A 13,731-nucleotide genomic window follows, 5' to 3' on the forward strand; every position below is an offset into this window, starting at 1 on the left:
GCCTTGTTGAATGGCTTTACAAGGTGGAAGCGGCACTAGAGCTTCCCTACAAAGACGATCTCAATGCGCTTCTAAACGAGCCTGCCTTCAAGCGGCTCGTGGGCGGCGCCATCGGCAACAAGTTCACCATTATTCGCAAAGCCGGAAACAATGCGGTCCACAACCCTGTGGGACCCACGGTTCAAGGTGCAGAACTCGTCCTACGCGAGCTCCACCACGTTTGCTACTGGCTCGCCCGAAACTACGCCAAGAACGGAAGCCAACTGCCGCCGTCGTTAGTATTCGACGCCGCGGTTCTCGCTCCGGTTCCCAAGTCGCCTGTCCCGCAGCAGTCACCCGAGCAACTCCAGAAGCTTCAAGAAGAACTCAAGGCCAAAGACGAAGCCCTTGCTAAGGCGACAGCGGAATCTGCAGATCTCAACGCACAGCTGATACAGCTTCAGGCGGAGATTGCACAGGTCAAGAAGCAGAACCAATCCGTCCCTGACCAGCACGACTATGACGAAGCCCTTACTCGCCGACACCTTATTGACCTTGATCTCAACGAAGCCGGGTGGCCACTCTCCAGCCCGGAAGATCGTGAATTCAAGGTAGACACCATGCCCACTTCAAGCGGCACGCTGAGCGGCATCGGGTATGTCGACTACGTCCTGTGGGGTGCAGATGGGCTGCCTCTGGCGGTCGTCGAAGCGAAACGTACGACGAAGGACCCTCACGTCGGGAAGCAGCAGGCAAAGCTCTACGCTGACTGTCTCGAACGACGTTTCGGCCGGCGACCTATCATCTACTACACGTCCGGCTATGAAACATGGATCTGGGACGACTCCATGTACCCCGAACGGACTGTCCAAGGGTTCCACACGCGGGATCAACTCCAGCTGTTCGTGAATCGGCGGGAAATCCGTAAACCCTTGGCCGAGCAGCAAATCGACAACTCGATTGTCGAACGGCCGTACCAGCACAATGCCATCCGAGCCGTAACAGAGGCTTATGAGAATGACTGTGAACGCAAGGCTCTTGTGGTCATGGCAACCGGCACCGGCAAGACGCGCACCGTCGTCGCACTCGCCAAGCTGCTGCAGGAAGCCAACTGGGCTAAGCGTGTTCTCTTCCTGGCCGACCGCGTCACTTTGGTAAGGCAGGCAGCAAATGCATTCAAGACCCACCTGCCCGGTTCCGGGCCAGTGATACTTGGCTCCGGTGACGAAGCTGACAGCCGCATCCACGTCGCCACGTATCCCACAATGATGAACCTCATCAATCAGACCGAGGGAAACCTGGGTCAACGCAAGTTTGGAGTGGGCCACTACGATCTCATCATCATTGACGAGGCTCACCGCTCCATCTATCAGAAGTACCGTGCGATCTTCCAGTACTTTGATTCCCTACTCATTGGCCTTACAGCCACTCCCCAGTCAGAAGTGGACCGGAATACTTACAGTCTTTTCGGCATCGAAGACAACGTCCCTACTTTTGCTTACGAACTCAATGAAGCAATCGAGGCTGGCTACCTCGTGCCCCCTCGCGTAATTCCCGTGCCGCTTAAATTCCCCTATGAAGGCATCTCCTATGACGACCTACCCGACAGCGAAAAGGAGCAATGGGACGAGCTCGAATGGAACGAAGACGGTGAGATCCCGGAGTTCGTCGATCCAGCCGTAGTCAATTCCTGGCTGTTCAACACCGACACCGTCGACAAGGCCCTGGAAGTGCTCATGACCCACGGCCATAAGGTTGCCGGAGGGGACCGACTTGGGAAGACCATTATCTTCGCGAAGAACAACCAACATGCAGACTTCATCGCAGCCCGCTTCGATAAGAATTACCCAAACTACAAGGGACACTTCGCTCGGGTAATTACCTACCAGGTGAACTATGCCCAGGCACTCATCGAAGAGTTTTCCACCCGAGACGGAAACCCGCACATCGCGATCTCTGTGGATATGCTGGACACCGGAGTGGACGTGCCGGAAGCCGTCAACCTTGTCTTCTTCAAAATGGTTAGATCCAAAACGAAGTTCTGGCAGATGGTGGGACGCGGAACACGGCTCTGCCCGGATCTATTCGGCCCTGGGGAAGACAAAAAAGACTTCTTCATCTTCGACATCTGCCGCAATGCAGAGTATTTCAACGCCGGAATGCCAGGCAACGAAGGGTCCCTGCGCAAGTCCCTAGCAGAGAGCACGTTCGCTACCCGCGTCCAACTCTTGCGTCTTGCCGCCGACCTTTCGTGGGACGCCGATGCTCCATACGTTGCGGACTTGAGGAAAACCCTGAAGCACACCGTCGACCGGCTGCCGCACGACAACTTCCTGGTGAAGCCTGTACGCAAGTGGGTAGAAAGGTTCACTCATGCATCCGCTTGGGATTCCCTCAAGGCGGAAGACTTCAGCGCTCTTGAGTCAGATATTGCGCGGCTGGCGTCCATAGGAGCCCTGCCGGATACGGAAGAGGCCAAGCGCTTCGACTACTTGGTGCTCCAGACAGAGCTTGCCGTACTGGAGGGCCGGGGCTTAGCTCCTTACTGCAAGAAGATCCAGGCGGTTGCGACGGCGTTGCAAGACCAGCCAAACATTCCCGCCATTGCAGCCCAATTGCCTCTGCTCGAAACAATCCTGGACGACGGTGAGTGGGACTCAATATCGGCTGAGTGGCTGGAAGATATCAGGCTCAGGCTTCGCGAACTTGTTCACCTCATCGAGAAGCGCAAACGCAACGTCGTTTACACAAATTTCCAGGACGAACTCGGCGAACTGGAAGAGATGGAACTCGCCGGAGCCAGCAATGGCACCGTGGACCTAGTCCGATACCGAGAGAAAACACGCCTCTACCTCGCGCAGCATCAGCAGCACACCACCATCCAACGTCTCCGCAGGAACAAACAGCTAACGGCTTTGGATATCGCCGAGCTCGAGCGCATCCTGCTCGAAAGTGGTTTGGGGTCCTCGCAAGACCTGGACCGTGCAGCAAGCGACGGCTTAGGTGTCTTCGTACGCTCCCTTGTCGGACTCGACCGCGATGCAGTGGAGGAAGCACTGTCGGAGTTCGTTGCCGACACCACTCTGACGGCACAGCAACTCGACTTCCTCCAAGTCCTGACCAACCATCTGGTGGAGAACGGGAGAGTGGATCCCGCTGCCCTCTTCGATTCCCCCTACAACGAGTTGGCACCGTCCGGTCCTGACGTGTTGTTCGGCGACGAAGGTGTGGTGAAGCTGTTCGGCATCCTCCGGTCTATCGAGGGTCATGCGCGCGTGAGCTAGGTCCCCGCCGCAATCAGCGGAGCGCCCCGGCCCCAAAGCGTGAAGCGAATCTTTCAGCGTTGACACAGCCTTGTGACCCGTGCCATATTCGATAACGTGAACCTGTCAGACAGCCGGACAGCCGGACAGCCAGCCCCTCAGGGCTCTTCCGCTGGGCATACGCCGATCTCGCGCATTTCCGCGGCTGAGGCTGTCTTCGCGGCACTCAGAAGGGCTATCGAGGGCGGCCAGTTCGATATCGGCACCAAGCTGAGTTCTGAAGCAACGCTGGCAGCCCAGTATGGCGTGAGCCGCTCGGTCATTCGCGAAGCCCTACGGTCCTGCAACACGCTGGGCTTGACTGTGACCAAGACCGGTAAGGGCACGTTCATTGTGGCCAACAAGGTCGCCAATGACCTTACCTTGGGCCAGTACAGTGCGCGTGATCTGAACGAGGCACGTCCGCACATTGAGATACCCGCGGCCGGACTGGCAGCCCAGCGCCGCACTGAGGAAGAACTTGAGCACCTGAAGGACATCGTCCAGGAAATGCTCAACGAGAACGATCCCGAAGCGTGGGTGAACCTGGACGCCAGCTTCCATTCCGCCGTCGCCCGGGCCAGTGGCAACCGGGTGTTCGCCAGCGTCGTCTCCGATATCCGCGACGCCTTGGCCCACCAATCCGAAACCCTCAACCTCGTCGCTGACCGGCAACACCGCTCGGACGACGAACATGTTGCCGTGCTGAACGCAATCGAAGCAGGCGACGCCGAAGCAGCGAGCAAAGCGATGGCCGATCACCTTCAGGCCGTCAGCGTCGCACTGGACACGATCCTCAGCAAATGAACCACCCAAAGGACACCATGCCTCAAGCGACCGCGGCAGCAGCGGCCCAAACAGCACAGAGAACACCCAACCACGTCCCGCTCGTCGAACAGACCCGCGACGGCTTGGTGGAGAGCATCCACTATGGATCGCTGATCGCCCTGAACGCCGATGGCAGCAGTGCCATCGAAGCCGGCGAGCCGGACGCGCCGATGTATCCGCGTTCCTCCCTTAAGCCGCTGCAGGCCGTTGCCCTCCTCCGCGCGGGCTTGGACATCCCCCAGAACCTCCTCGCCCTGACGGCGGCCAGCCACTCGGGCAGCAAAGCGCATCGCGACGGCGCCGCCGAGATCCTGGCGCTTCACGGCCTGACCGAAGCGGCACTGGGCAACAGCACTGACCTGCCATACGGCGTCGTTGAGCGCGAAGAATGGCTCCGCGCTGGCAACGGCCCAACCCAACTTGCCCAGAACTGCTCCGGCAAGCACGCGTCCATGACCGCAGTGTGCGTTATTAACGGTTGGCCCGTGGAGGGCTACCTCAGCCCGGAGCACCCGCTTCAGGTCCTGGTTCGTGACACCATCACCGAACTGACCGGCGAGGATGCAGCCGCAGTGAGCACTGATGGCTGCGGTACGCCCCTTTTTGCCCACACGCTTCACGGCATGGCCCGCGCCTATGGCCGCCTCGCCGCCGCTGACCAAAGCACCGTCGAAGGCAAGGTTGCCCACGCCATGCGCCGTTTCCCGGAGATGGTGGCCGGGGAAGGCCGCGACGTCACTGCGCTGATGCGCGCAGTCCCGGGGTTGCTGGCCAAGGACGGTTTTGAAGGCCTCCAGTTGGTGGGCTTGCCGGACGGCCGCGGCGTGGCCGTGAAGATTTCCGACGGCGGTGACCGCGCGCGCATGCCCGTCACCGTTGAGGTTCTCCGCCAGTTGGGCGTCGACGGCGGCAGCCTGGACACGCTTCAAAGCCCACCGGTGTTGGGAGGCGGCCTTCCGGTCGGCGAGCTCCGCGCAGCGCAATTTTTCAGCAAGAACTAAACCAAGGACAGCTATGACCACCGTCGATCAGGCGATCCCCATCCGTTCCGAACACGACCTCCTGGGGGACCGCGATATTCCCGGGAACGCCTACTGGGGCGTCCACACCCTGCGGGCCATCGAGAATTTCCCCATCACAGGACAGCCTCTGTCCACGAACCGCCATCTGGTCCGCGGCCTCGCCGCGGTAAAGCAAGCGGCGGCCCGCACGAATCATGAGCTCGGCCTCCTGGATGCCGAACGCGCCGGAGCCATTGACCAGGCATGCCAGGACGTCATGGATGGCATGCTCCAGGAGCAGTTCATGGTGGACGTGATCCAGGGCGGCGCGGGCACCAGCTCCAACATGAACGCAAACGAGGTCATTGCCAACCGTGCACTGGAAATCCTTGGCCACCCCAAGGGCGATTACTCAAAGCTGCACCCCAATGACCACGTCAACCTGAGCCAGTCCACCAACGACGTCTACCCGACGGCGGTGAACCTCGCCACGATCTTCTCTGTGAAGGAACTCCTCCTCGCTCTGGAAGAACTCGAGTTGGCCTTTGCCGAGAAGGGCCGTGAATTCCGCACGGTTGTGAAGATGGGCCGCACCCAGCTTCAGGACGCCGTTCCCATGACCTTGGGCCAGGAATTCGGTGGGTACGCCGTGACCATTGGCGAGGACCGTGCCCGCTTGGACGAGTCCCACATGCTGATCCACGAGATCAACCTTGGGGCGACCGCTATTGGCACAGGCCTGAACGCGCCAGTCGGTTACGCAGATGCCGCCTGCCGTCACCTGGCCGAAATCACTGGCCTTCCGCTCCTGACGTCGGCGGACCTCATTGAGGCCACCCAGGATGTTGGCGCTTTCGTTCATCTGTCAGGCGTCCTCAAGCGTGTGGCAGTGAAGCTCTCCAAGATTTGCAACGACCTCCGCCTGCTGTCCTCTGGACCGCGTGCGGGTTTGGGCGAGATCAACCTGCCGGCTGTTCAGTCCGGCTCGTCGATCATGCCCGGCAAGATCAATCCGGTGATCCCGGAAGTGGTCAGCCAGGTGGCGTACGAAGTCATCGGCAACGATGTCACAGTCACCATGGCCGCGGAGGCGGGCCAGCTTCAGCTGAACGCCTTCGAACCGATCATTGTGCACAGCCTGCACAAGAGCATCTCCCACCTGGAAGCAGCGTGCCGCACCCTTACGGCACGCTGCGTCCGGGGCATCACAGCAAACACCGAACGGCTACGGCTTACCGTGGAGCAGTCGATCGGTCTCGTCACGGCATTGAACCCCCACATCGGTTATGCCTCCGCCACGGCCATCGCCCAAGAAGCGCTGGCTACCGGCAAGGGTGTTGCAGAACTCGTCCTGGAGCACGGTCTGCTGACTGCTGCCCAGCTTGAGGAACTGCTCAGCCCGGAACGTCTGGCAAACCTTAGCAAGTAAGCCGAATCCGGCCAGTAAGCCCAGCGGCTCAAGAGAGCCGTCCCGCCCGATAAGGCACACCCCCACGAGGCCCTGTCCTGCGCTCCGGCCCCCGATCGGACGCGTCCAGGACACCCCCAACAGGACACCCCTAAGGATTCCAATGACCAACCCACCCATCACGGACCACACGGTCCCGGCCCAAGCGCATGCCAGCGAGAAAGCCCTCCACAAGGAGGACAAGGGCTACCACAAGGATCTGAAGCCCCGCCAGATCCAGATGATCGCGATCGGCGGTGCAATCGGCACCGGGCTGTTCCTCGGCGCTGGTGGCCGCCTCAACGCTGCGGGCCCTTCGCTCGTCATCGCGTATGCCGTATGTGGCTTCTTCGCATTCCTGATCCTCCGCGCTCTCGGTGAACTCGTTCTCCACCGCCCCTCGTCTGGATCCTTCGTTTCTTACGCCCGTGAGTTCTTCGGTGAGAAGGCAGCTTTCGTTTCCGGCTGGTTCTACTGGATCAACTGGGCCACCACCACCATCGTGGACATCACAGCAGCGGCGCTGTACATGAACTTCTTCGGCAAATACGTCCCGTGGATCGGCGTAGTTCCACAGTGGGCATGGGCGCTTATCGCACTTGTCGTGGTCCTGAGCCTGAACCTGGTTTCGGTCAAGGTCTTTGGCGAGCTTGAATTCTGGTTCGCCCTGGTCAAGGTCGCTGCTCTGGTGGCCTTCCTGGTGGTAGGCAGCTACTTCGTCATCTTCGGCACCCCGGTGGAGGGCCAGGAAGTTGGCTTCAGCCTCCTCTCCGACAACGGCGGCATCTTCCCCAATGGCATCCTTCCCATGATCATCCTCATGCAGGGTGTGCTGTTCGCTTACGCATCGATCGAGCTCATCGGCACCGCCGCCGGTGAAACTCCGAACCCTGAGAAGATCATGCCCAAGGCCATCAACTCCGTGGTCTTCCGTATCGCAGTGTTCTACGTTGGCTCGGTCATCCTGCTCGCTCTGCTGCTCCCCTACACGTCCTACGAGAAGGGCGTCAGCCCGTTCGTGACGTTCTTCGGTTCCATCGGCATCCAGGGCGTGGACGTGATCATGAACCTCGTGGTCCTCACCGCCGCGCTGTCTTCGCTGAACGCCGGCCTGTACTCCACCGGCCGTATCCTGCGCTCGATGTCCGTTGCAGGGTCCGCCCCGAAGTTTGCCCAGCGCATGAACAAGGCCGGTGTCCCCTACGGTGGCATTGCGATCACGGCAGGTGTCTCGCTCCTCGGCGTTCCGCTGAACTACCTCGTCCCGTCACAGGCGTTCGAAATCGTCCTGAACGTTGCTTCCGTGGGCATCATCGTCACGTGGGCCACCATCGTCCTGTGCCAGATGCAACTCAAACGCTGGGCGGACAAGGGCTGGCTCAAGCGCCCGTCCTTCCGGATGTTTGGTGCGCCGTACACCGGTTACCTCTCGCTCCTGTTCCTGGTAGGCGTGCTGGTGATGGTCTTCATCGACTCCCCGCTCACCATGCTGGTCACGGCGATCGCATGCGCACTGATGGTGGTTGGCTGGTACCTGTGCCGCAAGCAGATCCACGAGCTTGCTGCGACCCGCGACGGCTACACCGGCAGCGCCCCGGTTATTGCCAACCGCCCCATGCGCGGCGGCGACTCCTAAAAGGTCCCCAATAGCGCCAGTTCCAAGTAACGCCCGACGGCGGCACCTGGGTTCCGTAACAACGGAACGCAAGTGCCGCCGTCGTTGGTTAACGAACCCAAGTAAGTAGCAGCAGATGCCGTTTTGAGCGCTCAAAAGGGCATCTGCTGCTACGTAGTTGGGTGAGAGCGCGCCTAAGCCAAACATCCGATGATTCGCGACTACTATGGATCCATGGCTGTCACAGATGAGGCGATTGGCAAGATCAAGGACATGCTGATCCGCGGGGAACTCAAGGCCGGGGATCGGCTTCCGCCCGAGAAGGAACTGAGCGAGCGGCTCGGCCTTTCGCGCAGTTCACTGCGTGAGGCGGTGAAGGCACTGGAGCTGATCCGCGTGCTCGACGTCCGCCGCGGCGACGGAACCTACGTCACCAGCCTCGATGCCAAGCTGCTTAACGAAGCCGTGGCATTTGTGGTTGACCTGCATCAGGACCGCTCCATCCTGGAACTCTTTGAGGTCCGACGAATCCTTGAACCGGCCACCGCCCACCTCGCTGCCGGCAAGATCGGGCCGGCAGAGCTCATGGCGCTCCGGGCCACCATGGACGGCATCGATGAAAACACGGACGTCGAGGAACTCGTAGCCCACGATCTCGAATTCCACCGAATCATCACCGAAGCTGCGGGGAACGACTACCTTGGCAGCCTCTTGGAAGCCCTGTCCAGCAGTACGGTCCGAGCCCGGATCTGGCGTGGCCTGACGCAGGAAAAAGCTGTGGCGCATACGCTGGCAGAACACCGCGCTATCGCCGACGCCCTGGAACGCGGCGATGCCGAACTGGTCCGGGCCCTGGTGACTGTCCACATCAGCGGCGTGGAGAACTGGCTGCGGCAGGCCCTCTAGTCCGAGGAAGTCCTAATCCTTGGGAGCTAATCCTGTGGAAGCGGCGTAACCGGCAGCCCGTAGGTGCGGATTGCTGTCGCCTCGAGCGCGGCATCCTGTTCAGGGACGCTCAGTGAAGAGATGAGTTCCAACAACACATCCAAGGTCCGGCCGTAAGGCGCACCCAGTGTGCTGACCGGCCAGTCGCTGCCGATCATCAAGCGATCGGGACCGAAGGCCTCCAGCGCTTCGTCGAACAAGGGCCGCAACGAATCTGCGGAATATTCCACGCCGGGCAAGTGCAAGCCGGACAACTTGGCCACGGTGTTGGGCAGACGCCCTAGTTCTCGAAAATCAGCGCGCCAAAGGTCCATCGCAGCGGCGTCGGCAAGGGGTGGCTTGCCGAGATGATCCAGGACCACGGTCAGCTCAGGAAGTTCGCGGGCAAGCCGTACAGTGCCTCCCAGATGACGTGGGAAGGCATCGGGGACGTCGAAGGCCAGGCCGCGTGCGGCAAGCAGGGCCAGGGATTCGCGTACCGGGGGCAGGTCAAGGAAGTCATCCCGGGGATCATCGTGCACCAAATGCCGCACGCCCCTGAAGACGGAATGAGTGGCGAAGCGGTCCAGTTGGGACGCGGCTTCCGCGGGAGAGTCGAGTTGGATCCACCCCACGACGCCGAGTACCCACGGATTGCGCGACGCCACCCCCAGCATGCTCTCGGTGTCAGCAACCGTGTCGTCGGCCTGGACCATCACCGCTCCGCTCACCCCCGCTGCGGCCAGGACCTCTGCGGCCTCATCCTCGCCGAAGCTGCGGAACAGCCCACCGTGCTGCGGGCCGAGCCATGAGTAGGGCCGGACACCTCCCGTTACGAAGGTATCGAGATTCCAGAGGTGCAGATGCGCGTCAATCACGCCGCAGGGCCTCCAACGCGTCCCACAATTCTTCGGGCACGGATTCCTGCATACGGCTGGCGTTCGAAGTGACCTGTTCAGGTCTGCTGGCCCCGACTGTCACATTCACCACGGCCGGATGCCGCAAGGGGAACTGGAGTGCCGCCGTCGGGAGTTCCACCCCGAAGTCGCTGCAGACGCCCGCGAGCGCACGCGCACGCTCAACCACTGCACGCGGTGCGCGGTCGTAGTTGTAATGCGCGTCGTCGGGGACTTCGGGACGGGCCAGCAGCCCGGAGTTGTAGACGCCAACATCCACGACGCCGGTGCGCTGCTCCACGCAGCGGTCAAGCAGCGGGACGCTGGGCTGCTCAAGCAACGTGTAGCGTCCTGCGAGCATGATGAGGTCCAGGTCCGCGGCCTCGACACATTCCAAGGCTGCTTCCGCGGAGTTGGTGCCGACGCCGATGGCTTTGACCAAGCCCTCGGCGCGCAGTTTCTCCAGCGCTGGAAGGGCGTGGGAGATGCCCTTCTGGAGATCGTGGACATCGGGATCGTGGAGGTATGCGATATCCACATGGTCCAGGCCCAGGCGTTCCAGGGAGTCCTCGATGCTGCGCCGGATGCCGGCTTCGGTGAAATCCCATACGCGTCTGCTGGTAGCGGGGACGTCGAAGCCCTCGTCGTCCTTTGCCGAGCCGGCCGCTGCCGGGCCGTCCTTTGCCGAGCCGGCATCGGGGTTGGCTTCCAGCAAGCGGCCCACTTTAGTGGAGATGACGAATTCTTCCCGGGGTTTGTCCCGGAGGACAGCGCCCAATCTCTGCTCGGACAAGCCCAGGCCGTAGTGGGGTGCGGTGTCGAAATAGCGGACACCTGAATCCCAGGCCGCCAGGACAGTAGCCAACGCTTCCCCATCCGGGATGGCTTTGTACAGGTTTCCGATGCCGGCCCCACCGAATCCGAGCCTGCCGAGAGTCAGTGGTTCAGAGTTCATGGCAGTTCCCATACTTTCTGGATACCCGAATCGTTTCCGGAGTAATCGTCCTGAACCTCAAGAAGTTCTGCCATCCGGGCCTGCCAGGGAACGTTCGCCGGATGATCCGCGAGCGCATGGCGCATGGCTTGGTAGTCCTCGACGTCCACCACGTGGAAAAGGTCCAGCCCGCTGCGCCAGATCCGCCAATTCCGTACGCCGGCTCCTTTGAGGGCTTCAACGAGTTCGGGCGGGATGTTCGCGTGGGCGTCTGCGTATGCCTCTTCGGTTCCGGGTTTGAGCCGGGTGTGGAGGGCGATGCTTTCAGTCATTGAGATTCCCCGGCTTCAGGAAAAGTTCAAGCACGGGCACAGCGACGTCGGGCCGCTGGACGGGGAGCTTGATGGTCAGGGTCCCGGTTGGTTGGCCTCCGGGGGTCATGTTCATGGCCTGCTGTGCGGGGTCCACCTGTTGGAGGAAGACCTCGGATGCGTCGTTGAGGAGTTGGGCATACTCCACTTTGCCGGCCAGGTCCGGGAGATGGACGTATTCAAAGGGCCAGGCGAAGAGATGCACGTACAGGCGGTCCCCGCGCTGGGTGTAGCGGGCATCCGCAGGTGCTGTGAACTGCGAAGTCCCCGCGCCGTAAATCGAGCGGGAATGCAGTTCCATCCACTCGCCGATGCCTTCAAGGGAGGCGAGCGCCCGGGGGTCGATGCTGCCCCGGCCTGTTGGGCCTACGTTAAGCAGCAGGTTGCCGCCTTTGGAGACGCAATCCACCAGCATTCGGATGAGCAGGTCCACGGATTTGTAGTTGAGGTTGTCGCGGTCGTAACCCCAGCTGCCGTTCAAGGTCTGGCAGGCCTCCCAAGTGACGGGGACGCCGTCGACCATCATGGGTCCGGCCGGCTGGTACTGCTCGGGGGTGACGAAGTCGCCGGGGATACCAAGGCGGTCGTTGACCACTATGCCGGGCTGCAGTTCCCGCACCATGGCGAGCAGGTTTTCGGAGTCCCAGTCCTTGGCACCCTTGCCGCCCCAGAACTCTGAGTGTCCGTCTCCTGCGTAGGAGAAATCGAAGAACAGGTAGTCGATGGTGCCGTAGTTGCCCAGGAGCTCGTGCACCTGTCCGTGCAGGTACTCGCGGTAGCGTGCCATGTCGCGTCCGGCGTTGAGGTTTTCGACGTCGGCTGCGTTGCGTTGGGGGTGCACGCCGTCGATGGTGAAGTCCGGATGGTGCCAGTCGATCAGCGAGTGGTAGAAACCGACTTTGAGTCCTTCAGCCCGCAGCGCGTCCACGTAGGGTGCAATCAGGTCACGGCCCGCTGGGGTGTTGGTGGCTTTGTAGTCCGTCAGAGCTGAGTCCCATAGGCAGAAGCCATCGTGATGCTTGGTGGTGAGGACCACGTACTTCATGCCGGCCCTGCGCGCGGCCCGTGCCCACCCGCGGGGATCGTAGAGATCGGGGTCAAAGCGCCGGAAGTATTTGGAGTACTCCTCCACAGTGGTTTCCTCGCGGTTCATCACCCACTCGTGCCGGGCGGGCAGGGCGTACAGGCCCCAGTGTACGAACATGCCAAAGCGTGCCTCTTCGAACCAAGGTGCGTGCTGGATCAACGGGATACCTTCCGTGTGCCGGGATTTGGCAGTGCTTTTTGGAGCGTCAGGCCCGGATTGGGAGCCGCGCAGTGCTTCCCAATCCGGGCTGATTCTATTGGTAGAGGTTGGGCTTAATGGTCTCGGAGTCGATGTTCTTGGCGTCGTACCAGTAGAAGCCGGTGTCGATCTTGCCCGGCAACTTCTCACCCTTGATCGCGGCAACGGCGGCCTTGATCGTCTCATAGCCGATGCCAACAGGGTTCTGGGTGACGGCGCCTGCCATGAGTCCGGACTTGATGGCGTCAATTTGCGCCTTGCCCGAGTCGAATCCGACGATCGTCAGTTTGCCCTTGAGGCCAAGCTCCTCCACGGCCTTGACGACGCCGATTGCCGAACCTTCGTTGGTTCCGTACATGCCTTTGAGGTTGGGGTTGGCGGTGATGATCGCCTTGGCAGCGTCTGCCGAGAGCAGCTGGTCACCACCGGCGTACTGGATGGCGACGATCTTGACCCCGGGGTTGTTCTTTTCGATGTATTCCTTGAAGCCGTCCCGACGGTCCGTGCCGGACTTGGACGTCTGGTCGTGGCCGATGATGGCGATTTCCCCTGATCCGCCAATCAGTTCAGCAAGGTGCTTGGCAGCCTCAGCTGCTGCAGCCTTGTTGTCGGTGGAAGCCGTGGTGGCCGGGATGGTGGAGTCAACGCCGGAGTCGAACGCAATGACCGGGATGTTCTTGCTCTTGGCCTGCTCCAGGAGGGGCGTGGCGGCCTGTGAGTCCAGCGCTGCGAAGCCGATGGCTGCAGGCGATTTGCCCAGGGCCGTGGTGAGCATCTGGATCTGCTGGTCGACGTCCTTCTCGGTGTTCGGGCCCTCAAAGCTGATCTCGACGTTGAATTCCTTGGCAGCCTTGTCCGCTCCTTGCTTGACGGCCTGCCAGAACTGGTGCTGGAAACCTTTGGACACGACGGCGATGTACGGCTTGGCGCCGTTGGCTGCTGCTCCGCTGGCGGAGGCGGATCCGGCCGGTGCCTCGCAGCCGGCGATGGCGACGGCACCGAGGGCGAGGCCAGTGAGGGTAAGGAAGGAACGGCGGTTGTGGATGGACTTGCTCACGATTGAAGACTCCCTTTTTCTGAGGATGCGTTCTGGAGAAGATGCGTTCTGGAGAGGATGCGATTGGGTGGAGCGGAAGCGGGTGGTTGGAG

General features: G+C 61.3%; 11 protein-coding genes. 6 read left to right on the top strand and 5 right to left on the bottom strand.

What is annotated here, in order from left to right; translation table 11 throughout:
* Positions 1 to 23: 23 nt before the first annotated feature.
* From AC6I99_RS20105 to AC6I99_RS20130, 6 genes are all read left to right on the top strand, one after another.
* On the top strand, positions 24 to 3,263 hold the full coding sequence (locus AC6I99_RS20105) for a DEAD/DEAH box helicase family protein (RefSeq protein WP_497961655.1): 3,240 nt from the start codon (positions 24 to 26) through the stop codon (positions 3,261 to 3,263).
* Between the two features lie 96 nt (positions 3,264 to 3,359).
* Complete coding sequence (locus tag AC6I99_RS20110) at positions 3,360 to 4,088, top strand: FadR/GntR family transcriptional regulator (protein WP_497944188.1); 729 nt, start codon at positions 3,360 to 3,362, stop codon at positions 4,086 to 4,088.
* On the top strand, positions 4,085 to 5,110 hold the full coding sequence (locus AC6I99_RS20115; RefSeq protein WP_224093487.1) for an asparaginase: 1,026 nt from the start codon (positions 4,085 to 4,087) through the stop codon (positions 5,108 to 5,110). Before AC6I99_RS20110 ends, AC6I99_RS20115 begins: the two co-directional genes overlap by 4 nt.
* Before the next feature lie 13 nt (positions 5,111 to 5,123).
* Positions 5,124 to 6,539: an aspartate ammonia-lyase gene (locus tag AC6I99_RS20120; RefSeq protein ID WP_224165619.1), complete on the top strand. Its 1,416-nt coding sequence runs from the start codon at positions 5,124 to 5,126 to the stop codon at positions 6,537 to 6,539.
* A gap of 142 nt (positions 6,540 to 6,681) precedes the next feature.
* Complete coding sequence (locus tag AC6I99_RS20125; protein ID WP_224093486.1) at positions 6,682 to 8,193, top strand: amino acid permease; 1,512 nt, start codon at positions 6,682 to 6,684, stop codon at positions 8,191 to 8,193.
* Positions 8,194 to 8,406: 213 nt separating this feature from the next.
* A complete protein-coding gene (locus AC6I99_RS20130; RefSeq protein WP_224093485.1) occupies positions 8,407 to 9,078 on the top strand; it encodes a FadR/GntR family transcriptional regulator in 672 nt (223 codons plus the stop codon).
* Between the two features lie 26 nt (positions 9,079 to 9,104).
* Here the strand turns inward: AC6I99_RS20130 and AC6I99_RS20135 are convergent, their stop codons facing one another.
* From AC6I99_RS20135 to AC6I99_RS20155, 5 genes are all read right to left on the bottom strand, one after another.
* On the bottom strand, positions 9,105 to 9,974 hold the full coding sequence (locus AC6I99_RS20135; protein WP_224093484.1) for an amidohydrolase family protein: 870 nt from the start codon (positions 9,972 to 9,974) through the stop codon (positions 9,105 to 9,107).
* Entirely contained in the window at positions 9,967 to 10,947 is a 981-nt protein-coding gene (locus tag AC6I99_RS20140) for an aldo/keto reductase (protein WP_497944186.1), read from the bottom strand. Before AC6I99_RS20140 ends, AC6I99_RS20135 begins: the two co-directional genes overlap by 8 nt.
* On the bottom strand, positions 10,944 to 11,258 hold the full coding sequence (locus AC6I99_RS20145; protein WP_224093482.1) for an L-rhamnose mutarotase: 315 nt from the start codon (positions 11,256 to 11,258) through the stop codon (positions 10,944 to 10,946). Before AC6I99_RS20145 ends, AC6I99_RS20140 begins: the two co-directional genes overlap by 4 nt.
* Entirely contained in the window at positions 11,251 to 12,543 is a 1,293-nt protein-coding gene (locus tag AC6I99_RS20150) for an alpha-L-fucosidase (protein WP_497944185.1), read from the bottom strand. The genes AC6I99_RS20145 and AC6I99_RS20150 overlap by 8 nt, the downstream gene beginning before the upstream one ends.
* 94 nt (positions 12,544 to 12,637) lie before the next feature.
* On the bottom strand, positions 12,638 to 13,639 hold the full coding sequence (locus tag AC6I99_RS20155) for an ABC transporter substrate-binding protein (protein WP_497944184.1): 1,002 nt from the start codon (positions 13,637 to 13,639) through the stop codon (positions 12,638 to 12,640).
* Between the last annotated feature and the right edge of the window lie 92 nt (positions 13,640 to 13,731).

It is taken from the genome of Arthrobacter sp. TmtSoilC77 (assembly GCF_059739415.1).

Excerpts from the sequence above, each read along its gene's own strand:
- AC6I99_RS20140 (WP_497944186.1), bottom strand. The coding sequence starts at position 10,947 with ATGAACTCTGAACCACTGACTCTCGGCAGGCTCGGATTCGGTGGGGCC.
- AC6I99_RS20120 (WP_224165619.1), top strand. The coding sequence starts at position 5,124 with ATGACCACCGTCGATCAGGCGATCCCCATCCGTTCCGAACACGACCTC.
- AC6I99_RS20125 (WP_224093486.1), top strand. The coding sequence starts at position 6,682 with ATGACCAACCCACCCATCACGGACCACACGGTCCCGGCCCAAGCGCAT.
- AC6I99_RS20130 (WP_224093485.1), top strand. The coding sequence starts at position 8,407 with ATGGCTGTCACAGATGAGGCGATTGGCAAGATCAAGGACATGCTGATC.
- AC6I99_RS20145 (WP_224093482.1), bottom strand. The coding sequence starts at position 11,258 with ATGACTGAAAGCATCGCCCTCCACACCCGGCTCAAACCCGGAACCGAA.
- AC6I99_RS20115 (WP_224093487.1), top strand. The coding sequence starts at position 4,085 with ATGAACCACCCAAAGGACACCATGCCTCAAGCGACCGCGGCAGCAGCG.